The organism is Brevibacterium sp. Z349TD_9 (assembly GCF_056173565.1).
This window is the reverse complement of record NZ_CM149680.1, coordinates 315,968-338,640: the sequence shown is the minus strand read 5'-3', so window position 1 is coordinate 338,640 and position 22,673 is coordinate 315,968. Positions and strand designations below refer to the sequence as shown.

The 22,673-nt window shown below is 68.0% G+C and carries 21 protein-coding genes; 14 read left to right on the top strand and 7 right to left on the bottom strand.

What is annotated here, in order from left to right:
* Window positions 1-22 precede the first annotated feature (22 nt).
* On the top strand, window positions 23-610 hold the full coding sequence (locus AC0VYB_RS01510; RefSeq protein WP_009377461.1) for a DinB family protein: 588 nt from the start codon (window positions 23-25) through the stop codon (window positions 608-610).
* 141 nt (window positions 611-751) lie between these two features.
* Here the strand turns inward: AC0VYB_RS01510 and AC0VYB_RS01505 are convergent, their stop codons facing one another.
* Together AC0VYB_RS01505 and aceA are read right to left on the bottom strand one after the other, a co-directional pair.
* Window positions 752-2,356, bottom strand: coding sequence for a malate synthase (locus AC0VYB_RS01505; protein ID WP_082834980.1), 1,605 nt, complete (start codon window positions 2,354-2,356; stop codon window positions 752-754).
* A 203-nt stretch (window positions 2,357-2,559) separates the two neighbouring features.
* Entirely contained in the window at window positions 2,560-3,849 is a 1,290-nt protein-coding gene (gene aceA, locus AC0VYB_RS01500; protein WP_009377464.1) for an isocitrate lyase, read from the bottom strand.
* A 177-nt stretch (window positions 3,850-4,026) separates the two neighbouring features.
* Here aceA and AC0VYB_RS01495 point away from each other — a divergent pair, with 177 nt between their 5' ends.
* Window positions 4,027-5,478, top strand: coding sequence for a helix-turn-helix transcriptional regulator (locus AC0VYB_RS01495; RefSeq protein ID WP_082834979.1), 1,452 nt, complete (start codon window positions 4,027-4,029; stop codon window positions 5,476-5,478).
* A gap of 79 nt (window positions 5,479-5,557) precedes the next feature.
* Complete coding sequence (locus tag AC0VYB_RS01490; RefSeq protein ID WP_063250438.1) at window positions 5,558-5,839, top strand: hypothetical protein; 282 nt, start codon at window positions 5,558-5,560, stop codon at window positions 5,837-5,839.
* A 79-nt stretch (window positions 5,840-5,918) separates the two neighbouring features.
* Here AC0VYB_RS01490 and AC0VYB_RS01485 read toward each other — a convergent pair whose 3' ends face one another.
* Complete coding sequence (locus AC0VYB_RS01485; protein WP_475384943.1) at window positions 5,919-7,409, bottom strand: FAD-dependent oxidoreductase; 1,491 nt, start codon at window positions 7,407-7,409, stop codon at window positions 5,919-5,921.
* 36 nt (window positions 7,410-7,445) lie between these two features.
* On the opposite strand from AC0VYB_RS01485, the gene AC0VYB_RS01480 reads away from it, so the two are divergent.
* The 4 genes from AC0VYB_RS01480 (at window position 7,446) to AC0VYB_RS01465 (ending at window position 11,332) form a co-directional block, all read left to right on the top strand.
* Entirely contained in the window at window positions 7,446-8,735 is a 1,290-nt protein-coding gene (locus tag AC0VYB_RS01480; RefSeq protein WP_475384942.1) for a site-specific DNA-methyltransferase, read from the top strand.
* Between the two features lie 265 nt (window positions 8,736-9,000).
* On the top strand, window positions 9,001-9,285 hold the full coding sequence (locus AC0VYB_RS01475) for an FmdB family zinc ribbon protein (RefSeq protein WP_009377477.1): 285 nt from the start codon (window positions 9,001-9,003) through the stop codon (window positions 9,283-9,285).
* A 155-nt stretch (window positions 9,286-9,440) separates the two neighbouring features.
* Window positions 9,441-10,691, top strand: coding sequence for a formamidase (fmdA, locus tag AC0VYB_RS01470; RefSeq protein WP_475384941.1), 1,251 nt, complete (start codon window positions 9,441-9,443; stop codon window positions 10,689-10,691).
* A 344-nt stretch (window positions 10,692-11,035) separates the two neighbouring features.
* Window positions 11,036-11,332, top strand: a complete 297-nt coding sequence (locus tag AC0VYB_RS01465) for an antibiotic biosynthesis monooxygenase family protein (RefSeq protein WP_475384940.1) — start codon at window positions 11,036-11,038, stop codon at window positions 11,330-11,332.
* Window positions 11,333-11,446: 114 nt separating this feature from the next.
* Here the strand turns inward: AC0VYB_RS01465 and AC0VYB_RS01460 are convergent, their stop codons facing one another.
* The gene (locus tag AC0VYB_RS01460) at window positions 11,447-12,022 is read right to left on the bottom strand and encodes a TetR/AcrR family transcriptional regulator (protein ID WP_475384939.1); all 576 of its coding nucleotides are present in this window, start codon (window positions 12,020-12,022) and stop codon (window positions 11,447-11,449) included.
* 142 nt (window positions 12,023-12,164) lie between these two features.
* Between AC0VYB_RS01460 and AC0VYB_RS01455 the strand changes: the two genes are divergently transcribed.
* Together AC0VYB_RS01455 and AC0VYB_RS01450 are read left to right on the top strand one after the other, a co-directional pair.
* Window positions 12,165-13,109, top strand: coding sequence for an ABC transporter ATP-binding protein (locus AC0VYB_RS01455; protein WP_475384938.1), 945 nt, complete (start codon window positions 12,165-12,167; stop codon window positions 13,107-13,109).
* Window positions 13,110-13,943: a hypothetical protein gene (locus tag AC0VYB_RS01450; RefSeq protein ID WP_475384937.1), complete on the top strand. Its 834-nt coding sequence runs from the start codon at window positions 13,110-13,112 to the stop codon at window positions 13,941-13,943.
* A gap of 57 nt (window positions 13,944-14,000) precedes the next feature.
* Here AC0VYB_RS01450 and AC0VYB_RS01445 read toward each other — a convergent pair whose 3' ends face one another.
* Together AC0VYB_RS01445 and AC0VYB_RS01440 are read right to left on the bottom strand one after the other, a co-directional pair.
* Entirely contained in the window at window positions 14,001-14,735 is a 735-nt protein-coding gene (locus AC0VYB_RS01445) for a potassium channel family protein (RefSeq protein WP_475384936.1), read from the bottom strand.
* Window positions 14,736-14,781: 46 nt separating this feature from the next.
* A complete protein-coding gene (locus AC0VYB_RS01440; protein WP_232252546.1) occupies window positions 14,782-16,083 on the bottom strand; it encodes a TrkH family potassium uptake protein in 1,302 nt (433 codons plus the stop codon).
* Window positions 16,084-16,276: 193 nt separating this feature from the next.
* On the opposite strand from AC0VYB_RS01440, the gene AC0VYB_RS01435 reads away from it, so the two are divergent.
* Entirely contained in the window at window positions 16,277-17,734 is a 1,458-nt protein-coding gene (locus tag AC0VYB_RS01435; protein WP_095375137.1) for an APC family permease, read from the top strand.
* Between the two features lie 106 nt (window positions 17,735-17,840).
* Complete coding sequence (locus AC0VYB_RS01430; RefSeq protein ID WP_259800869.1) at window positions 17,841-18,560, top strand: class I SAM-dependent methyltransferase; 720 nt, start codon at window positions 17,841-17,843, stop codon at window positions 18,558-18,560.
* 225 nt (window positions 18,561-18,785) lie between these two features.
* On the opposite strand, the gene AC0VYB_RS01425 is transcribed toward AC0VYB_RS01430, so the two are convergent.
* Window positions 18,786-20,006: a glycine cleavage T C-terminal barrel domain-containing protein gene (locus AC0VYB_RS01425; protein ID WP_082834859.1), complete on the bottom strand. Its 1,221-nt coding sequence runs from the start codon at window positions 20,004-20,006 to the stop codon at window positions 18,786-18,788.
* A gap of 256 nt (window positions 20,007-20,262) precedes the next feature.
* On the opposite strand from AC0VYB_RS01425, the gene AC0VYB_RS01420 reads away from it, so the two are divergent.
* The 3 genes from AC0VYB_RS01420 to AC0VYB_RS01410 all read left to right on the top strand — a co-directional run bounded on the left by AC0VYB_RS01420 (window position 20,263) and on the right by AC0VYB_RS01410 (window position 22,672).
* Entirely contained in the window at window positions 20,263-21,123 is an 861-nt protein-coding gene (locus AC0VYB_RS01420; protein ID WP_095375140.1) for a methylenetetrahydrofolate reductase, read from the top strand.
* 165 nt (window positions 21,124-21,288) lie between these two features.
* Complete coding sequence (locus AC0VYB_RS01415) at window positions 21,289-21,750, top strand: carboxymuconolactone decarboxylase family protein (RefSeq protein WP_095375141.1); 462 nt, start codon at window positions 21,289-21,291, stop codon at window positions 21,748-21,750.
* Window positions 21,751-21,781: 31 nt separating this feature from the next.
* On the top strand, window positions 21,782-22,672 hold the full coding sequence (locus AC0VYB_RS01410; RefSeq protein ID WP_375545982.1) for a sigma-70 family RNA polymerase sigma factor: 891 nt from the start codon (window positions 21,782-21,784) through the stop codon (window positions 22,670-22,672).
* The last annotated feature ends 1 nt before the right edge of the window (window position 22,673 follow it).

Here is a 22,673-nt window from a genome sequence, read left to right as displayed (position 1 = left end):
GACCCGACCATCAGGAGTCGTCATGCCCTTCTTCGCCCCGCCCGTGACCACCGAGACCGACGCCCAGCTGAGCTTCCTCGAACAGCAGTGCCAGCAGCTGCGCCTCACCGCCGCAGGCCTCACCGACGAGCAGGCCCGCAGCACCCCGACGGTGAGTTCGCTGAGCATCGCCGGGCTGCTCGCCCACTCAGCCCACGTCGTCTATGGCTGGCTGCAGCAGGTCCGCGACCCGTCGCTTGTCGCCACCGAGGAGGACTACGCCGCGTTCGGTGAGGAACTCGGGCTCTTAGGATCCTTCGAGGGCGCGACCCTGCCGGATCTGACCCTGGCCGAGGTGCTCGCCGCCTTCGACCGCGCCGTCGCCGAGATCACCGCCACCCGCACCCAGGCCGCGGCGGACGGGATCGACCTCGACGCGAAGGTCCCGGTGAACAACCCGTGGATGCCGAAGGACTTCGACATGTCGGTGCGCTGGATCCTCGCCCACCTCAACACGGAGATCGCGCGGCACGCCGGCCACGCCGACATCATCCGCGAATCGATCGACGGCGCGGTCTCGTACCAGCTCAACGCCCAGGCCGAGGGGCTGCCGTGGCCGCCCGAGGGCTGAGCCGAACCCACACATCGGCACCCCGTTCCTGCCGTGACTCGCTGTGCAGTGCGAGTCCGAACAGGTCCAGGGTGCCGATGCGGATCGATGGTCCCCGCCGAGACGGTCCGCCGTCTGACGTCTCCCGCCGAGGCGGACCACTCAGGCTGCGCTGACCGCGGCCTTGGCGACGCGGTCGACGAGGTGCTCGGTGTAGGCGGGCACCGTGAGGAACTCGGGGAAGTCGTCGGTGAGCGCTGAGGCCCGGAAGATCTCGACCGCCTCGGTGACGTGGTCAGCGGGGGTGCGCTCCATGAGCGCGAGCTCCTCGCCGAGGTAGCGCTCGACGAGCTGCCGCGTCACCGGCTGGCCGTTGTCGAGGGTGACCTCGTGGTGGATCCACTGCCAGATCTGCGACCGGGAGATCTCCGCGGTCGAGACGTCCTCGAGCAGGTTCTCCAGCGCCACGTTGCCGTTGCCGCCGAGCCACTCGTTGAGGTAGCCGATGGCGACGCGGATGTTGACCCGCACGCCCTCTTCGGTGACGACCGGCTCTAGTCCGGTGATGTCGAGGAGGTTCTCGGCGCACACGCGGACGTCGGGGCGCATGTTCTCCAGCTGGTGCGCCTTCTCACCGAGGGCTGCGTCGTAGACGGCGAGTGCGGCCGGGACGAGGCCGGGATCGGCGACCCACGTGCCGTCGAAGCCCTGCCAGGCCTCACGGGCCTTGTCCTCACGCATCCGCGCGAACTCGGCGGCGACGAAGCCTTCGTCGGGGTGGCTGGTCATGAGGTTCGTCATCGTCCCGATCGCGTGGGCGCCGCGGCGGTGGCAGGTCCACACGAGACGGTCGGTGAAGGCCTTCATCAGGGGCAGCGAGTTCGTCAGACGGTCGCGGTCGGGGAGGATGAACTCCGTCGAGTGGCGGAGGTTCTTCACCACCGAGAACAGGTAGTCCCAGCCGGCGGCCTGGAGACCGGCGCAGTGGTCGCGCAGCTCCCAGAGGATCTCCTCCATGTGGAATGCGGCGGCGATCGTCTCGATGTGGACGGTCGCGCGGATCGTGCCCTGCGGGATGCCGAGCTCATCCTGCGCCCAGACGAAGATCTGGTTCCACAGCCGGGCCTCGAGCGAGGACTCGAGCTTGGGGAGGTAGAAGTACGGTCCCGAACCGGAATCGATGAGCGTCTTCGCGTTGTGGAAGAAGTAGAGGCCGAAGTCGACGAGCGCGCCGATCGCCGGGGTCTGCTCACCGTCGTCGCCGGTCACCATGAGGTGCTTCTCCGGCAGGTGCCAGCCGCGGGGGCGCATGCCGATGGTCGGCTGGTTGCGGTTGCTCACGCCGGGCAGCTGGTCGCGCACGGCCAGGTAGAGGGCGTGCTGTCCGCCGAGGATGTTCGCCCACGTCGGGCTCGTCGAGTCCTCGAAGTCGGCGATCCAGACCTTGGCCTGGGAGTTGAGCGCCCGGACGACCTCGGGTTCGGTGACGGGGCCGGCGAGTTCGACCCGGCGGTCCTCGAGTCCCGGAGCGTCCTGAGAGCCGGCGACCTGCCAGGTGCGGTCGGCGCGGACGGCGGCGTAGTCGGGGGTGAAGCGGGGCAGGGTGCCGTCGTTCATCTCCGCCGAACGGCTGCCGCGCTTGGCCATGAGCCCGCCGAGGCGGTCGGCGAAGTTCTCGTGGAGGCCCGCGACGAAGTCGAGCGCCTGTGCCGAGAGAACGGTGTCGTGTCCGGGTGCCTCAGGTGCGTTGATCGTGATGCGGGACATTGTTTTCTCCTCACTCATTCGAGTGCTGTGTGGGACCGTGCTGGTGGGAACTGGAGTGGTGCGGTTGGTCGGGGTGGGTGCTGGGCGGAGGTGCCGGCGCGGATCGACGATGCAAACCCCGTGAAAACATCGCCGAACCGCGCCGAGTCTGGTGGGTCCTCACCTGCCGGGCCGTCTGGGCCCGGCAGGTGCGGAGCGGCTGCTCAGTGGAACTGGGCTTCCTCGGTCGAGCCGGACAGGGCGAGGGTCGATCCGTCCGGGTTGACTGCGGTCGAGACGAGGTCGAAGTATCCGGTGCCGACCTCGCGCTGGTGCTTGGTCGCGGTGTAGCCGCGATCCTCGGCGGCGAACTCGCGCTCCTGCAGGTCGACGTAGGCCTTCATCTGCTCGCGGGCGTAGCCGTGGGCGAGGTCGAACATCGAGTAGTTGAGGGCGTGGAAGCCGGCCAGCGTGATGAACTGGAACTTGTAGCCCATCGCTCCGAGCTCGCGCTGGAACTTCGCGATCGTGTCGTCGTCGAGGTGCTTCTTCCAGTTGAACGACGGCGAGCAGTTGTAGGCGAGCAGCTGGTCCGGGTGTTCGGCGTGGATCGCCTCGGCGAACTGCTTGGCGACTTCAAGGTCGGGCAGGGAGGTCTCCATCCACAGCAGATCCGAGTACGGGGCGTACGCGTTGCCGCGGGCGATGCAGGCCTCGAGTCCGTTGCGGACCTTGTAGTAGCCCTCAGCGGTGCGCTCTCCGGTGATGAACGGCTGGTCGCGTTCGTCGACGTCGGTGGTGATGAGCGTCGCGGCGTCGGCGTCGGTGCGGGCGATGATGACCGAGGGGACGTTCTCGACGTCGGCGGCCAGACGGGCCGACTGGAGGGTGCGGATGTGCTGCGAGGTCGGGATGAGGACCTTGCCGCCGAGGTGACCGCACTTCTTCTCGCTCGCGAGCTGATCCTCCCAGTGGACGCCGGCGGCGCCGGAGTTGATCATGCCCTTCATGAGCTCGAAGGCGTTGAGCGGACCGCCGAAGCCGGCCTCCGCGTCGGCGACGATCGGGACCATCCAGTCCTCGACGGTCTTGACGCCTTCGGCGTGCTCGATCTGGTCGGCGCGCATGAGTGCGTTGTTGATCCGGCGGACGACCGCGGGAACCGAGTTCGCCGGGTAGATCGACTGGTCCGGGTAGGTGTGGCCGGAGAGGTTCGCGTCGGCGGCGACCTGCCAGCCGGAGAGGTAGATGGCCTTGAGGCCGGCCTTGACCTGCTGGACGGCCTGGTTGCCGGTCAGCGCGCCGAGGGCGTTGACGAAGTCGAGGTCGTGGATCTCCTCCCAGAGCTTCTCGGCTCCGCGGCGGGCCAGCGTGTGCTCCTCGATCACCGAGCCGCGCAGCTTGACGACGTCTTCCGGCGAGTACTCGCGGGCGACTCCCTGCCAGCGGGGGTTGGTGGCCCAGTCGCGGCGGATCGCTTCGACGTCGTGCAGTTCGTTCGGCGTGGTGTTCATGGTTCTCTCCTGTGTCGTTCCGAGGTTCGTGTGATCCATCTTGCTGGGCGCGCAAGCCCTCCGACAGAGAAAAGTGAGGAGAAAATTCTGCGTTCTTCCCATTGGTGAAATTTCCCGGTTCTGTCATACTGGTCACATTCGCAATGCACCATCCGGATCGACGCCTCGGAGGCGGTTGTGACCAGTGTTCAAGCTTCAAAGTCGGAGTCGAAGCAGTCCGTCGACAGCCTCAGCATCGGCAGAAGAATCCGATTCTTTCGCAAACAGGCGGGGATGACGCTCGCCGAGCTCGGGGAGAAGGTGGACCGTGCGGCCTCGCAGATCTCGACGATCGAGAACGGCAAGCGAGAAACTTCTGTCACCCTGCTCACCGCGATCGCCGAGGCCCTGGGAACCGAAGTCGCGGACCTTCTCGACCCAACTCCCGTCGACGGTCGGCAGGGCCTCGAGCTCGAGGCCGAACGGAATCAGGCCTCCCCGATGTACTCGTCCCTCGGACTGCCGCAGGTGCGCATCAAGTCGCTGCCGCAGGATGCGCTCGAGGCGATCGTCGGCCTCCAGCGCCAGCTCGCCGAGGTGCTGACCAGGCGGGCGGCGACCCCGGAGGAGGCACGGCGAGCCAACCGTGAGCTGCGGGAGACGATGCGCGAGAAGCACAACTACTTCGCCGACCTCGAGGAGCAGGCGGCCGAGCTGCTCAGCCTCGCCGGCTACGAGTCGGGGACCGTGTCCCAGCGCGAGACGGCGACGATCGCGGAGAAGCTCGGCTTCAGCCTCCATTACGTCTCCGACCTGCCGAGCTCGACCCGGTCGATCTCCGACACCGCGAATCGGCGCATCTACCTGCCCAATGCCGATGCCGCGTTCGATCCGCGCACGCACCTGCTCACGAGCCTTGCCCCGCACGTCCTCGGGCACGGGGCGCCGAAGGACTTCCGCGAGTTCCTCCAGCAGCGCGTCGATGCGAACTACCTCGCCGCAGCCGTCCTCCTGCCCGAGAGCGCGGCGGTGCCCGTCCTCACCGAGGCGAAGCGGAAGCGCGAGCTGTCGGTGGAGTACCTGCGCGACATGTTCGGCGTCGGCTACGAGATGGCCGCGCACCGGTTCACCAACCTCGCCACCGAGCACCTCGGTCTGCCCGTCCACTTCATGAAGGTCCACGCCTCGGGCACGATCCACAAGGCGTACTCGAACGACGGGCTCCCCTTCCCCACGGACCCGCTCGGGGCCATCGAGGGGCAGTTCGCGTGCAAGCGGTTCACCTCGCGCACGGTCTTCCGGGTCGCCGACCGGTTCAGCCCGTACTACCAGTACACCGACACCCCGCAGGGGTCGTACTGGTGCACGGCCAGGGTGCTGCCGGGAGGCGACTACGCGATCAGCGTCGGCGTGCCGTTCGCCCACGTCAAATGGTTCGAAGGCCGGGAATCCTCGATCCGTTCGCAGTCACGCTGTCCCGACCCCTCGTGCTGCCGCACCGCCCCGGAGGAGCTCGCCGCGAAGTGGGAGGACAACTCCCTGCCCTCGGCGAAGATGCACGCCTCCCTCCTCGCTGCCGTCCCGCCCGGTGCCGTCCCCGGCGTCGACGACACCGAGGTCTACGAGTTCCTTGAGCGCCACTCCGGCTGAGGTCGCGCCCCGCGGACGATCCTTGAATGGCCTCCCACCAGCCACTACCGTGAGGTTGAGAAACGTGGGAGGTTGAGCAGTGCCGTCGTCGGAGAAGAGCGCGATCCGCAGATTCTTCACAGAGCGTCCGCAGACTCGCACGGACTTCGTCCTCACATGGGTCGGCATCTCCGCCGTGCCCATCATGATGTGGCCGATCCTCGGATTCCTCACCGGCGAGATGGGCGAGGCCTTCACCCGAATCCTGCCAAGCCTCATCGTCGTTCCGATCGTGTCCGGGCTTGTCCTCACCTATGTCTATTCGACCCAGAAGAAGGACTCGTCCCTGAGGAAGCGTTCCGCCGGAGATCCTGAGCGATAGTCCGCTCGATTCGGCCGACCTCAGCGACCGACCGCCGTGTCCCCTGTCCTCTCCGCTGACTTCAGCGAGCCGTCAAGCCTCACCGTCTCCCCGCGGACTTCAGGGCCGCGGTGACGACGTGCTCGGCGATCGCCAGCGCCGAGGTGGCTCCGGCCCGCGGGGTGTTCCGCACCTGAGTGAGCCGTCCGCGGGCGGTGACGACGAGCCCGGTGACGAGTTCGCCCTTGCCATCGATCGCCTGGCCGCTGACTCCCTTGGGTCCGGCAGCCATCCCCGCGGTGTCGAGGTCGGGGGCGTACTTCCTGATCCGCTCGACGAACGCCGAGGTGCTCGCCGCCGACCGCACTCCCTCCGCGGCCGAACGGACGTTGCGCTTCGCGAACTTCCAGAACCCGGAGAATCCGAACGAGGCACCGAGGTCGCCGAGGTCGATGTCGCCGACCGAACCGTCGCTGCGACCGAGCGCGATGTGCGTGTTCGGCCCGAGCAGCAGCCCACCAGTGACGGTCCGTGCGAGCACGGTCTCCTCGAACGGCTCCTCCGGGTCGGGCACGGACGAGATGATGCCGTGGACCGCCTCGGCGGCGGGAGCATCGAGTCGCGAATACGTCGTCGAGAACGGAACGATGCGCGGATCGGCGGAGAGCCCGGACGCCGCGGCGAGTCGATCGGACTGGAGTCCCACGGCGACGAGGACGAGGTCGAAGGTGCCGGCATCCACCTCGGCGCCGGTGGGACGGTTCCGATCGGACCACCCGTCGATCCGGTCCTCGGCCTGCTTGAACCAGTCCTTGTCGCCGAACCGGGTGCGCAGCTCATCGCCGAGGCGACCGCGCAGACCGCCCCGTGCCGACGCATCGGCGACGGCCTCGTCCTCACCGCCGCGGTAGGTGCGGGGACGGTCGTGGACCTCCCCGTCGGGGTCGGAGTCCGATTCGACGACGCGGTCGGTCGAATAGCCGGACTCGCTGGACACTCCCGAGTCGTCTTTGGGGCTGACGGCGCGGGTGCGGATGCGCACCTCGTTGCTCAGAGCGTCGATGCCGGTGACCTCGGTGAGGAAGCGGAAGCGTCCGCCTGCGTCGCGGACCTCGGAGGCGAGCGCCTCGGTGACGGCCTCGAAGTCGGTGATCGCGGTGTGCGGCGAGTAGAGAGCCTGGACTCCCCTGGCGGCCGGTTCGATCTCGCGCATCTCGGCCCGATCGACCATGCGCACCCCGGGCACGTCGTTCGCCTTCGCCCTGGTGAGCAGGTCGTCGAGGCGGTCGACCTCGTCGGTGTCCTGCGCGACGACGAGCTGCCCGCACTCTCGGTAGGCGAGTCCCTGCCCGACGAGGTAGGGGATGAGGAGTTCGAGCCCGCGGCGGGCGAGCGTCGCGTCGAGGGATCCGGGCTCGGCGTCGAGACCGGCATGGACGATGCCCGCGGTGTGACCGCTCTGCGCCGTGGCGATTCCCGGCCCGCGGTCGAAGACCGTGACCTCGGCGTCGGGGAGCTGACGGGTGATCTCGCGGGCGAGCGCCACACCGATGATGCCTGCGCCGACGACTGCCACTCGTGAAATACTCATACAGCAATCTTGGCATCGTCGAGGGAGTTGGAGAAGATGGCGACCGCTCTGAGCTGGCCCGGCAAGGAGAAGTCGCTCACCCTCGGACGGGAACTCAGCGCCACGGCAGGTCCGGGATTCACGGCTGCCGGCGGCCGCCTCGGCGAGGGGATGGATCCGAGTGCGAAGACAGCCGGGCCACGGTCGGTCGTGCCGGATCCGGACGAGAACCTCCTCATCGTCGGGGACAATCTGCCCGGCCTGCAGAGCCTGCTCGCCACGCATCGGGGGCGGGTCAAGGTCGTCTACATCGATCCGCCGTACAACACGGGCAATGCGCACGCGTACCGCGACCGCGGGCACGACCACGACAGCTGGCTCGACTTCATGGCGCCGCGGCTCATGCTCGCGCGCGAGCTCATGCGCGATGACGGGGTGCTCTACCTCCACCTCGACGACGGGGAGAGCGCGTGGGCGCAGCTGCTCGGGCACGAGGTCTTCGGGGAGGCGAATTCGCTCGGCACCCTCATCCACCAGCGCGCGAAAGGCGGGGGCAATTCGCCGTCGTTCGTCCGCGGGCACGACTACATCCACGTGTGGGGCAAGGACGCCCGGTCCGCGGGGACGTTCCTCACCGAGAAGAAGGCGCCGGCGAAGGTGGAGGTCATCGACGGGCGCAAGATGCTCGTCGAGACCGACGTCCTCCGTGCGAGCTTCGGCCGCTATGCGCGGGGGTCGGAGCGGCGGCTCATGTACGAGGACATCCTCGCGGTCAAAGGAGAGAAGAAGCTCGCCGAGGTGGACGCGAAGCTGGCCTCGGGCGAGTTCGTCCTCCGCCCGTGGGGGCCGGGCAAGCACGCGGTCGTGCGGGTGACGCCGTACGAACTCGCGAGTTCGAAGCTCTACTCGATCATCAAGGCGCTCGGCGGGCAGAACGACCTCGAGGACCTCGGGCTCGGCGGTGTGTTCGGGTATCCGAAGCCCGTCGAACTCGTCAAGACGCTCATCACCGCGCAGACCTTCTTCGACCCCACGGCGATCGTCCTCGATTTCTTCGCCGGATCCGGGACGACCGCGCAGGCGGTGATGGAGGCCAACCGCCGCGACGACGGGCAGCGGTCCTTCATCCTCATCCAGACGCCGGAGGAGCTGCGCGGCGGGCGCGGGGCCAGTGGCGGGCGCGGGGGCAGTGGCGGTCGTGGGGACGACGAGAACACGGCCCGCCCCGAGTTCGCGACGATCAGCGAGCTCACCGCCGAGCGCATCCGCCGCGCCGCCGAGGCCTCGGCGCCGGGCCTCACCTTCACCGAGGTGGCCGTCGCCGACAGCGCCGCCGCGCGGACCTGAGGACCCGCCGCCGCGGCCTGAACCGTCGGCGAAGTCACGGCCACCCGGCGAGTCGAGGACGCTCAGTGTCGATTCGCGGCGCCGGAATCGTCACTGAGCGTCCACCTTCCCGGCGCGGCCGACTCTCCGCAGCCCAGAAGCGCACGTGGGCAGGCGCGACCGCGACTGCACGCGATCGCGCAGGGATTTGCCCCACACCTCTTCCGTGATGGCGATCACACTGACAGAATGAGATTCCTCCGACGCTGATGACAGGGGTGGTGCAGTGCCCACGTATCTCTTCCGCTGCGACGCGTGCGGCGACTCCGAGCGTGCCTATCCGATGGCCGACAAACCCGGTTCCATCCCCTGCCCTGGCTGCGGCGGCAGTGCACGGTCGATCGTCGGGTCGCCCCACCTCGGCGCCGGATCATCTCAGGCGAAGCGACTCATCGAATCCACGGAACGCTCCGCCGAGTCTCCCGCCGTCGTCTCACGCCTTCCCGGTTCGAGCCGTCGGCGCCAGAAGGTCAGCCGCGATCCTCGGCACGCAAAGCTTCCGCGCGCCTAGCCGAACCGCGCCTCCACCTGCACGACCCGCACCGCCAGCCCCGCCCGCACGACCTGCACCACTCACATCGCCAGCTCCACCCGCCCCATGCGTACTGCCCGCACCATCCCCGCGGTCGACCGCGACCGCGGACACCCCAGAGGAAAGGAAGTGCCATGCCCGACGTCGTCTTCCCGCTCGATTCGACCAAGCCCTTCACCGACCAGAAGATCGTCGGCCACAACCGGTGGCACCCCGACATCCCCGCCGCCGTCCACGTCAAGCCGGGACAGTCCTTCCGCGTCGACTGCCGCGAATGGTTCGACGGCTTCATCAAGAACGACGACAGCGCCGATGACGTCCGCGATGCCCCGGTGGACATCGTCCATGCGCTCTCGGGACCGATCGCCGTCGAGGGAGCGAAGCCGGGCGACCTCCTCATCGTCGACATCCTCGACGTCGGGCCGATCCCGCAGGAGGAGGGCCCGCTCGCCGGTCAGGGATGGGGATACACTGGCATCTTCGCGAAGCAGAACGGCGGATCATTCCTCGTCGACCAGTTCCCCGACGCGTACAAGGCGATCTGGGACTTCAGCGGCGGGACCGCGACCTCCCGCCATGTCCCGCACGTCTCGTTCACCGGCATCATCCACCCCGGCCTCATGGGCACCGCGCCGAGTGCGGACCTGCTCGGAACGTGGAACACCCGCGAGGCCGCGCTCATCGCCACCGACCCCGACCGCGAACCCCCGCTCGCGCTGCCGCCGGAGCCCAACGGTGCGATCCTCGGGTCGCTCACCGGTGAGGACTTCGACCGGGTCGCCGAGGAGGGGGCGCGGACCGCTCCCCCACGGGAGAACGGCGGCAACCAGGACATCAAGAACCTCACGAAGGGCACCCGGGTGTTCTATCCGGTGTTCGTCGAGGGCGCGAACTTCTCCGTCGGCGACCTCCACTTCAGCCAGGGTGACGGCGAGATCACGTTCTGCGGGGCGATCGAGATGGGCGGGTTCATCGACTTCCGCGTCGAGATCATCGAGGGCGGCATGGACACGTACGGGGTGAGCGAAAACGCGATCTTCCAGCCGGGCAACACCGATCCGCAGTATTCGGAGTGGCTTGCGTTCTCCGGCACCTCGGTCACCCTTGACGGCGAGCAGCGCTACCTCGATTCGCAGCTCGCCTACCAGCGCGCGTGCCTCCACGCCATCGACTACCTGACGAAGTTCGGCTACAGCGCGGCACAGGCGTACCTGCTCCTCGGCGCGGCACCGATCGAGGGACGGTTCTCCGGCGTCGTCGACATCCCTAACTCGTGCGCGACGGTCTACCTGCCGACGGCGATGTTCGACTTCGACGTCACCCCCGGCCCCGGCGGTCCCGTGCAGATCGATCCCGGACAGGGGGCGCCGCACTCGACGTTCTGAGCGGGGTGGGGGCGCTGCGCGCGGCAGAGTGCTGGCGCCGCCGGCGGAGGCGGTGGGCGCGGCCGGCGGAGGCGGCGGGCGCGGCCCCGACCACCCGCCGAGTCGAGGACGCGGAGTGTCGATTCGACGCGCCGAAATCGTCACTGAGCGTCCTCGATTTCGCTTGAGCGCCGCGTCAGCGGCCCGGTTTCGCGCCGCCCCCGGCGAGTCAGCGCACTCCGCCCGGTGCCCTACGGCGACGAGACGCAGCGCGATCGCATGCGGACAGCCCAGCTCCGGCCCAGGGTGCGGTCGTAGTGTCGGAGGCGACAGCAGCCACACCGTCGATCACCCAAGGAGAAGACATGTCGGTCGTCGCCATCAACACCCTCACCGTCCCCGAGAACGCGGGACCCGAGCTCGAGAAGCGCTTCGCCGCGCGCAAGCACTCGGTCGACAACGCCCCGGGCTTCGAAGGCTTCCAGCTGCTGCGACCCACGGCCGGCGGCGACCGCTACTTCGTCTACACCCAGTGGGCGACGAAGGAGGACTTCGAGAACTGGAAGGCCAACCGCAAGTCCGCGCACGAGTCGACCGGCAAGGAGCCCGTGTCGACGGGTGCCGAACTCCTCGAGTTCGAGGTCGTCGACCTCGGCGACTGAACGGTCAACGACTGTGCAGCCTCGCAGCGACCCCTCCCGCAACGGGACGCTTCCTTTCTCATCTCAGGCGACCGGGTTTCCACCCGGTCGCCTGAGTCGCCACTGCCGAGCCGCTTACGCCACGACCCGTTCGACTTCGTCATCGAGGATCCGATAGGCCGAGGCCGGCAAGCGGACGTCGAGCATGACGTCCTGGGCCAGCCCCTTGGCGAGTGCGACAAGACGCACTGCGACATCGGCAGCCGACAGCACCGACCCGTCGCCCTTCACACCTGCTCGCTCCACCTTCGCCGTCGCCGCCTCCTCCGTCCTGCGATCGTTGGCGACGACGATCTCGGCGATGTCCGGGTCGCCGACCGCTTTGGCGACGTAGGTGAACCAGACGGACGCACCCATCCTCCTCGCCTCACTGCCCGGAATGAAGGCATGGAGGAACTCCGTGAGCTCAGCGACCCGATCCCCCGCATCCTCTCCGTCGCCGAGCTCGGCACTTGCCACCAGCTGCCGGCATCCCTCGAGGATGAGCCCTTCGCGTGAGGGGAAGTAGTGCTGGACTCGACCGATGGAGATCCCAGCGGCATCGGCGACGGACCTGAAGGTCACGGCGTCGATGCCGCGGGCGTAGATGACCTGCCACAGCCCATGGACGATCTCTGTGCGGCGGGCGGCGTGATCGACGATCTTCGGCATGCCGCCATTTTACAATATGCTTAACTTGCATCTTTACAATATGTCTAACTTGCATCAGTATTGCAGTATGCATATACCGCAAAAACAGACTCCGCCCTCGGGTACGGCGGACATGTCCGGCTTGCTCCGCACACCCCTCCGGGTGCCTCCGCAACCACCCCTCACAGAGGGCATCAGCGTCCGAGGACTGACGAAGAGTTTCGGCCGCTCGCGGGTCGTCGACGGACTCGACTTCGATGTCACTCCCGGACATGTCACCGGATTCCTCGGACCGAACGGAGCCGGGAAGTCGACGACTCTGCAGATGATCCTCGGTCTCACGACTCCGGACTCCGGGACAGCTCTCATCGGAGGTCGCCGCCTCGCCGAGCACTCGGCACCCGCGACTGCCGCCGGGTCCCTGCTGACGACCGAAAGGATGCTGCCCGGACTCACCGCAGAGGCTCATCTCGACGCGATCGCCAGAATCTCCGGCATCTCCGCCGCGCACCGCAGCCGGCGAATCTCCGAGCTCCTCGACCGTGTGGGCTTAGCCTCAGCACGGAAGAGGCGCATCGTCCACCTCTCTCTCGGCATGCGGCAGCGCCTCGGTCTCGCGGCCGCCGTGCTCGCCGACCCCGAGGTGCTCATCCTCGATGAGCCGCTCAACGGCCTCGACCCCGAAGGCATCACCTGGCTGCGAACGTTCCTTCAGGACTTCGCCGCCGCCGGACGCACCGTCTTCTTCTCCAGCCACCTCCTCTCGGAGATGGAACTCACCGCCGACCACGTCATCATCATCGGCAGAGGCCGGCTCGTCGCCGACGTCTCCTTAGCCGAACTGCGGTCGCACACCGACCGGGGCGTCTCGGTCACTGGGCCCGAGCTCGATCCGCTCATCGCGAGCCAGCGTGCCGCCGGGCGCACGGTCACCGTCACCGACGGCGGCACCACAGCACTCATCGCCGGCGCGAGGCCGCGAGACGTCCACCGCGACAGCATCCGTCTCGAGGTCGAGCTCGACGAGCTGCGCACCGTCGATCCCGGCCTTGAGGACATCTTCCTCCAGCTGACGAACCGTATCGAGCCCGCGACCGAGGAGAGCTGAATGCCGTCCCTGACCCTGCCTGCCACCCAACCCGCATCCGCAGGACGACTGCGTGACGTCCTCGGCTCCGAATGGGTGAAGTTCCGCAGTCTGCCCACCGCACGACGACTCACCGCAGCCGCCGTCATCCTCGGCACTGTGGCCGCAGCCGTGCTCATCCTCAGTTTTCCCGTCACCCGGGGCACCGCTCTCGCCGACGCCGAAGCGGTCGATGTCCTCTCGGCCAGCGTGCTCGGGCTTGACGTCGCCGCCATCGTCCTCGTCGTCCTGGCGTCGTGGTTCGTCGGCATCGAGTTCCGCACAGGAGCGATCACCGAGGCGCTCGTCCGTCTGCCTCGCCGCTCCGTGGTGATCACAGCGAAGGCGGTGGTCGCCGCCGGTGTCTCAGCCGGTGCCGCGCTGCTCACCGCCGCCGCGGTCACCCTCGTCGCCGTCGGGTTCTCCACCGCTGTCACGGGAGCGCCATGGTCAGTCGCCCTCGCCGAGGCGACCGCCCCCGATCATGTCCGTCTCCTTCTCGGCAGCATCCTCATGCCGGTCGAGTTCGCGGTGCTCGCGGTCTTCATCGCCGCAGCCGCCGGTTCTCTGGCCGCCGGGCTGCTGGGAGCCCTCGGGCTCATCGTGGCATCGACGCTGGCGTCGTGGCTGCCATCCGCGCTCGCTGTGCTCGTTCAACCCCTGCTGCCGCTGGCGGCTGTTCACACGATCAGCGGTGCCGCCGAGGTGGGATCGGCCGAGAACCTCGGCGTCGTCCCAGCGGTCGTCGTCCTTGCTGCGTGGGTGGCCGTCGGATGGGCGGTGGCAGCCTGGCGACTGCGTCGTCGGGATCTCTGAGGCTCGCATCGCGGGCCGCGCAGTTGCCCCCGTGGACTCGTCAGCAGACCGGCCAGCTCACCCGTCGCTGTCCTTGTCGAGTTCGCTGAAGGCCTCGACTTCGCGGGGGTGGCCGGCGATGAGGATCTCGTCGTCGGCGTAGACCGTCATGTCCCGGTCGGCGATGTCCCACGTCGACCCGCCGGCGCGCTTGACGGCGACGATCGTCACGCCGTACGCGGCGCGCACGCCGAGGGAGGCCAGCGGCACATCGGAGACCCGGACGGGCGGGGTCGTGCGGGCGAGGACGAAGTCCTCGTCGATGGGCAGGAAGTCGGAGATGTGCCCGCGGATGAGGTGGGCCAACCTCCGACCCATGTCGTTCTCGGGGCGGACGACGTTGCGGATGCCGAGCTGGTGGAGGATCTCCGCGTGCGTCTCGCTGATCGCCTTCGCCCAGATGTGCCGGTTGCCGAGCTTGAGGATGCGCGAAGCGGCGAGGATGCTCGCCTCGAGGTCGCTGCCGATGGCGATGACGACGCGGCTGACGTCATCGATGCCGAGCTGACGCAGCACCTCCTCGTCGGTGGCATCGGCCCGGGAGACGTGCGCGAGCTTGTCGGCGTACTCGGCGACGACGGCCTCGTCGCTGTCGATGCCGATGACGTCGACGCCGTGTTTGGCGAGCTCCATCGCCAGCGAACCCCCGAAGCGGCCGAGGCCGATGACGCCGACGGCACCGGCTTCGGCCATCGGCTTGGCGTCCCCGGCGAAGAAGGCCGCCGGACGGGCGAGCCAGGACTTCTCGTTCATATCAGTGTCCTTTCACGTGGTCACAGTTCACTGTTGACAGCGCCGGTCAGCCGATGAGCGGGCGCTCCTTGGGCAGTTCGTAGCGGATCGGCCGGGAGCGCAGAGCCAGCGCCGAGGCGACGGTGACAGGTCCGAGGCGACCGAAGATCATCGTGACGATGAGGACGGCCTGGCTGAAGGCGGGCAGCTGCGCGGTGATGCCGGTCGACAGGCCCACGGTGCCGAACGCGGAGACGACCTCGAAGAGGATCCGGTCGAAGCGCAGGTCCGGGGCGTTGAGCATGATCGCCATCGTCGAGACGACGATGAGGCCGAGGGCGAGGACGATGACCGTCGTCGCCTGACGGTGCACCGAACGGGAGACCCGGCGGCCGAAGAGGTTGACCGCCCGGCCGCCGCTGACCTCGGTCCACGTCATCGCGGCGAGGACGACGAAGGTCGTGATCTTCACGCCGCCGGCGGTGCCGGCGGGACCGCCGCCGATGAACATGAGGATGTCCATGCCGAACCACGACGCCGGGTGCATCTGAGAGATGTCGATCGAGTTGAAGCCGGCGGTGCGGGTGATCGTCGACTGAAACGACGCCGCCTGGATCTTCCCCCACCAGTCGAGGGCACCGAGCGTGGCCGGGTTGGTCCATTCGATCGCGGCGATGAAGACGGTGCCCGTGAGAAGGAGGATCGGGGTGACGACGACGACCGCACGCGTCGTCATGTTCCACGTCAGTGGGAAGCGGTACTTGCGGAAGAGCTCGATGAGGACGGGATAGCCGAGCCCGCCGAGGATGACGGCGAGCGCGATCGGACCGGTGACGAACGGGTCGGCGACGTAGGCCATGAGACTGTCGGCGTTGAGACCGAAACCGGCGTTGTTGAATGCGGAGATCGAATGGAAGATCGCACTCCACACTGCCTCGCCGACGGGGTCGCCGTAGAAGAACCGGAACCGCAGGTAGAGGAGGACGGCGACGATCGCCTCGGTGGTGAGGGTGAGCGCGATGATGCGCAGGACCATCGGCTTGATTCCGCCGATCCCCGAGCTCTTCGTCTCCGAGGCCACCGACTGGCGCAGGCGCAGGCCTGCCCGGCCTGCGACGACGAGGGCGAGCAGCGTCGTGAGGAGGAGGACGCCGAGGCCGCCGACCTGGATGAGGCTGAGGATGACGATCTGGCCGAAGAACGTGAAGTCCTGACCGGTGTCGAGGACGACGAGCCCGGTGACGCTGAGCGCCGAGGTGGCGGTGAAGAGTCCGGACAGCAGGGAGATCCCGCCCGGCGCCACGGTCGCGGCGGGGGTCATGAGCAGACCGGTCCCGACGACCAACGCCGTCAGGTAACCCAGCACCACGCGGACGATTGCATTTCGATGTGTGCTCTGCACAGAGGAAATCTAGCACCTGCCGCGATCAGGCCCCGAAATCCCTCAACTACCACCGAGTAAACTCCCAGAATCCTGTTACTGTGCATGTACCCACGGGGACGGGCAAGGGCCGCTGTCGGCCACCTCGGCGGGGTCAGCGGCACACGATGAGGGAGACGCCATGAGCACTCAGCAGGCAGAGACGGACGACCGGGGCCACGGCTTCGTCAAGGCGCTCGGCACCGTCGACGCCCTGTTCATCGGCTTCGGCGCGATGATCGGCTTCGGCTGGGTGGTCCTCACCGGGGAATGGCTGACCGGGGCGGGGACCCTGGGGGCGATCCTCGCGTTCGCCGTCGGCGGCATCATCATGTGCTTCGTCGGCACCGTGTACTCCGAACTCGTCGCCGCGATGCCGCACGCCGGCGGCGAGCACAACTACCTCATCCGGGCGATGGGCCCGAAGATCTCCCTCTTCGGCTCGTGGGCGATCACCGGCGGATACATCAGCGTCGTCATGTTCGAAGCCGTCGCCGTGCCGAGGACCGCGCTCTACCTCTTCCCCGACCTCGAGTACATCAAGCTGTGGACGATCGCCGACACCGACGTCTACCTCACGTGGGCCCTCATCGGCACGGTCACCGCGATCGTCATCGCGTGGATCAACATCCGCGGCGTGCGGCTGGCCTCCCTGGTCCAGACCTTCGTCGTCTCGTTCCTCATCATCGTCGCCCTCCTCCTGCTCACCGGCGGCCTCGTCGGCGGTGACCCGGCGAACACCGAGCCGCTCTTCACCGGCGGTGCGGCCGGGTTCATCGGCGTCGTCGCCGTCGTCCCGTTCCTCTTCGTCGGCTTCGACGTCATTCCGCAGTCGGCGGAGGAGATCAACCTGCCGGCGCGGAAGATCGGCAAGATCGTCGTCATCTCGGTGCTCATGGCGATCGCCTTCTACATCGTCATCATCTGGATGACCTCGCTCGCGATCCCCGCCTCCGAGCTCACCGCCCACGACCTCGTCACCGCCGATGCGCTCTCGGCGATGTTCGGCTCGGACGTCTGGGGCAAGATCGTCATCGCCGGCGGCCTTGCCGGCATCATCACCTCGTGGAACGCGTTCCTCATGGGATCCTCGCGGCTGATGTGGGCGATGGCTGTGGCCGGGATGATCCCCGCATGGTTCGGCAAGCTCCACCCGAAGTACCGCACCCCGGTCAACTCGATCATCTTCATCGGCATCCTCTCCGCGCTCGCTCCGTTCCTCGGCGCCGCGGCGCTGGGCTGGATCGTCGACGCCGGGTCGCCGGCGATCGTCATCGCCTACTTCCTCGTGAGCATCGCCTTCATCGTCCTGCGGAAGAACGAACCCGACATGGCCCGTCCGCTGCGCATCGGCGGGGCCGGGGGCGGCGGTATGGTCATCGGCGTCATCGCGGCCGTCCTCACGCTCGTCCTCTTCATCCTCTACATTCCCATCACCCCGTTCTCCGCGCAGCTCGCCTGGCAGTCGTGGGCGATGTTCGCCGCCTGGCTCCTCGTCGGCATCATCTTCATGCTCCGCCTCCCCGGCGGGGTCAAGGCCGGCCCCAACGCCGAGGCGGAACTCCTCGCCAAGGTCAAGTCCCGGTCCCAGCGGCGGTGAGTCCGACGGGTTCCGGTGAGTCCGGCGAGCTGGGTACGTCGGGCGCCGAGGCGGCGGGTCGGCCGGGCGCCGAGGCGGTGGGTCGGCCGGGCGCCGAGGCGGGCGCATGAGATCGCGGATGGCGGAGCGGATGATTCGGATCCTCGATCGGGCAACCCCCGCCCTCGACCGTCTCAACGACCGGTTCCCCTGGAGCCACAACGACCACTTCCATCCCTGGATCCGTGCGAATCTGCCCGCCCGCAGGCGCGGGGCGATCGACCTGGGATGCGGGCAGGGTGAACTCCTCGCCCAGCTCGCCGAGGAGTTCCGGCACGTCCACGGCACCGACACCTCTGCGCAGATGCGCGCCGATGCGCGGGCTCGCTGTGTGGGGCTGGACAACGTCGTCGTCGACGATGCGCAGCTTCCCGATCTCGGCCCGGAAACGGAGCCCGAGCCGGTCGACCTGGTGACGATGGTCGCCGCCCTCCACCACGTCGATGTCGACGAGACCCTCGCCGAGGCGGCCCGCCTCCTCTCCCCCGGCGGTCGGCTCCTCGTCGTCGGCCTCGCGCTCTCGGCCACGCCCCGCGACTACCTGTGGGAGGGGATCTCGGCGGTGACGAATCCGGTCATCGGGATCGCGAAGAACATCCCGCCTCGGCGAGGGGATCTGCGGCGGCCCGGATCCGCTGGGGGCCAACCCGATCCGTTCCCCGTCACCGATCCGACGACGACGTTCGACCAGGTCGCCGAGGCGGCCCGCCGTCACCTGCCCGGCGCGGACTTCCGGCATCGGGTGGGGTTCCGATACACGCTCGCGTGGACGAAGCCCGCCCGGTGAGGCACCGGCACCCGCAGCAGCAAATCCTCCCCGTGCAACAGGAGGATTCGGCACTAAGGGTGCGGGGTGCCGAGCCGCGGGGGCGATTTAAGCGTCCGGGTGCGGAGTGCCGCTAAGGGTAGGACGTGTCGCTGCGGGTGCGCACTGCCACGAACCCGTCCGGACATGCGAACGCGGCCACCGGCTTCTCGCACAGTGACCGCGCCCGGATCGGAGGGCGGCTTCTCAGATGGCCGCGTCGAGGCCCTTGACCTTGAGTCGCTCCCGCTGGTTGGGGTTGACGCTCGGGCGGAACGGCATCTCCACCACCTCGGCGCGCACGGGCTCACCGGGAGTGTCCGCGTACGGCTCGGGCAGATGCACCCAGAACTCGGTGCCGAGCTCGGCCTGCGCGACGGGGACGTGGGCCATCGCGATGTTCGACTCGAGCTCCGGCGAGTACCACGGCGAGGTCACGTAGCCGACAGCCTCACCGTCCGGAGTGTCGCTGACGAGCCAGAAGTCCGGCGCGTAGTCGGTGATCGGTTTGCCGCCGACGACGAGCCCGACGAGCTGCGTCTTGTACGGCGGCTTGCCTGCTTCGATCTCGGAACGGACCTGTTCGAGCCTCTCCTTGCCGATGTAGTCGGCCTCCTTCTTCCGCGGCACCTGATAGCCGAGGTTGACCTGGAACGGATAGGTCTCGAAGTCCATGTCCTGGCCCCACGAGAGGATGCCTGCGGCGATCCGCCTGTGGTGGCTCGGCGCGACGACCCGGAGGTTGTAGGGCACGCCGGCGGCGAGCACGGCATTCCACATGTCCTCGGCGTACTTCGTCGCATCCTTGAGGTAGATCTCATACCCCTTCTCACCGGTGAACCCGGTCTGGGAGATGATGACGTCGTGACCGCCGACCTGGGCGTCCATGAGCCCGTAGCTCGGCAGCTCACGCGCCTCCTCGCCGACGAGGTCGGCGATGACGTCGACGGACTTCGGTCCCTGCACCTGCACCGGCGCGACATCGATCTCCCGGATCGTCACGTCGAACTTCTTGCCGACGTTGACGCCCTGGAGCCAGAGCATGAGATCGGAGTCGGAGAGGCTGAACCAGAACTCGTCGACCGCCACGCGCAGGAGGATCGGGTCGTTGAGGATCCCTCCCGCCTCGTTGCACAGGATGACGTACCGGGCCCGCATCACCGGGATCTTCGTCGCATCCCGGGTGATGACGTAGTCGACGAACGCTTCGGCGTCGGGTCCCTTGACTTGGATCTGCCGCTCGACGGCGACATTCCACAGGGTGACGTCATTGACGAGGGGCTGGTACTCGGCCATCATTCCGCCCTCTTCACGAGGGATGTAGCCGCGCGGGTGGTACATGCGGTTGTAGATCGAGGCCCTCCAGCAGCCCTGCTGCATGGACAGCTCCCAGTACGGGGACTTGCGCACCCGGGTGTCGATGAGCATTTCCACTGGGGTCGGGCCGGACTGTCTCAGGTTGATCGGGACGGCTCTGTCGCTCTGATCAACGGATGGAACGTTATTGTCCATGGTGTTCCCCCTGCATACACAGTTCTATATTATGGAACTCAATTCCCATATTATGGGTGGTTTGAGTGTAGAATCGACGGCACAGAAGACGCAAGGACATCCGGCCGGAAATTTCAGCCGGGGGATCGCAACCGATCTTCACCACACGTTGCCTTGCTGGAAGGAGACACCGTTGTCTGCCTCTGCACTGCGCTCGCTGCTCACTTCCGCGCGCTACGAGATCCTGCCGACCTCAGGCATCATCGACCGCATCACCGACCACGTCGCCCCAGGTCGGACGATCACCGTCACCGCATCGACCGGGCTCGGCCTCGATGCGACCCTGTCCACGGCCGAGCAGCTCCAGGCCCTCGGCTACGACGCCGTCCCCCACATCGCCGCCCGCATGGTCCAAGGACGGACCGAGCTGACGGAGATCATCGACCGCATCGGACACGCCGGGATCGACACGATCTTCGTCCCCGCCGGCGACGCCACCCCACCGGCCGGCGGATATGCGAGCGCCCTCGACCTCCTCGTCGACCTCACGAGCATGGCGCCCCCGATCTCACGGATCGGGGTGAGCGCGTACCCCGAATCGCACCCGCTCATCCCCGACGACGTCACCGTCCAGGCGATGTGGGACAAACGCGACTACGCAACCCACATCGTCTCCAACCTCTGCTTCGATCCCGGGGTCGTGAGCACGTGGCTCGCCCGCGTCCGCGCCCGCGGCATCGAACTGCCCCTCATCCTCGGCATCCCCGGCAAGGTCGAGCTCGCCAAGCTCGCCAAGGTCGCCGCGAAGATCGGCGTCGGTGAGTCGACGCGCTTCCTCCGCAAGAACACCGGAACCTTCACCCGCATGGCTCGGCCCGGCGGCTACAACCCGCGGAAGTTCCTCGACCGCCTCTCCCCTGTCCTCGCCGACCCGTACATGGACGTCTCCGGCCTCCACATCTACACGTTCAACCAGGTCAAGGACACCGAGGCGTGGCGGCGCAAGCAGCTCGAGCTCCTCGGGGACCCCGACTCCTCGTCGTTCGTCTCCTGACCCGGTTCGCCTCCGCTGCCCCACCTCGCCGAGGGGGTCGTCTCGCACCCGTCCACCGCGGTTCTTCGCTCAGCTGTCACACTTTTCGTGCCCCATCCGACATCTCTGGTGCCGGGTGCGCGAGTGTGCCCGACAGACCGACACCAACGAACCGAAGGGAATCCCATGACCCGCATCAGCCTCGACCAGGTCAACCAGAAGGCGTACGCCGCCGTGGCGCGGATGGACACGTACTGCCGGGAGGCGCTCGGCGCCGAACTCTACGACCTCATCAAACTGCGCGCCTCGATCGTCAACGGCTGCGGCTTCTGCGTCGACATGCACTCGACCGACCTCGCCGCCCTCGGCGTTCCGGCGCGGACCATCAACGCCGTCGCCGCGTGGGAGCACACCGGCGCGATCTTCGACGACCGCCAGCGCAGCGTCTTCGCCCTCACTGATGCGGTGACCAGGATAAGCCCCGACAGCGTCACCGACGAGATCTGGGAGGGCGTCGCCGCGCACTTCGAACCCGAGGCGCTCGGCGACCTCCTCATGGCGATCTCGACGATCAATGTGTGGAACCGGCTGGCGATCTCGACCGAGACGGTCCCCGTCGTCGACGCCGAATCCGCGCAGCCCCGGTGATGTCCCGCCGAGGTGGTCTACATTGATGTCCGTGGACATCACCGACACCCGGTCGCCGGCGACCGTGGCCTGGGAGGAGAGCCGGGGGCGCCTCTTCGGCATCGCCTACCGCATGCTCGGCGACGTCGGCCATGCCGAGGACGTCGTCTCCGAGGTCGGCATGGCAGCGATCGTCGAGGAGCGCGACTCCCCTGAGCGCGTGCGCTCGTGGCCGGCGTGGCTGACGACCGTGGGCGTGCGCAAGTCGATCGACCGCGCCCGGCACCTCGCGAGCATCCGCGAGGACTACCCCGGCCCGTGGCTGCCCGAGCCCATCGCCACCGACCAGCTCCCCGAGGAGGCCGTGGCCAACCGCGAGCTGCTCTCGATCACGCTGCTCCACCTGGCCGAACAGCTCGCCCCGGAGTCCCGCGCGGCCCTCGTCCTCTCCAGGGCCTTCGCGATGCCCGCCGAGGAGGTCGGCCGGATCCTCGGCAAGTCCCCGGCCGCGGTGCGGCAGCTGATCTCCCGTGCCGCACGTCGCCTCGACCTCGACCGCGAGGTCTCGCGGCCGGCGGACCCGGCGGCGCTGCGGCGCCTCGGCGACGCCATCCACAGCGCCGATCTCGAGGCCACGCTGCGGGCACTGCTCGCCGATGACGCGGTGTACTGGAGCGACGGCGGCGGGAAGGTGCCGAGCGCGTTCAACCCGATCTTCGGCGCCGAGAAGATCGTCCGTTTCCTCGCCGGGGTGCTCACCCCCGAACTCCTCGACGGCGACCACTTCTCGAGGTTCCTCGAGGTCAACGGCGGTCTCGGTCTCGCGGTCGTCCACGAGGATCAGGTGCGGGTGCTCGAGATCGAACTCGGGACGGGCGGCCTCATCCGCGGGATGCGCCAGGTGAACAATCCGGACAAGCTCGACCACCTCGGCGAGGGGTGAG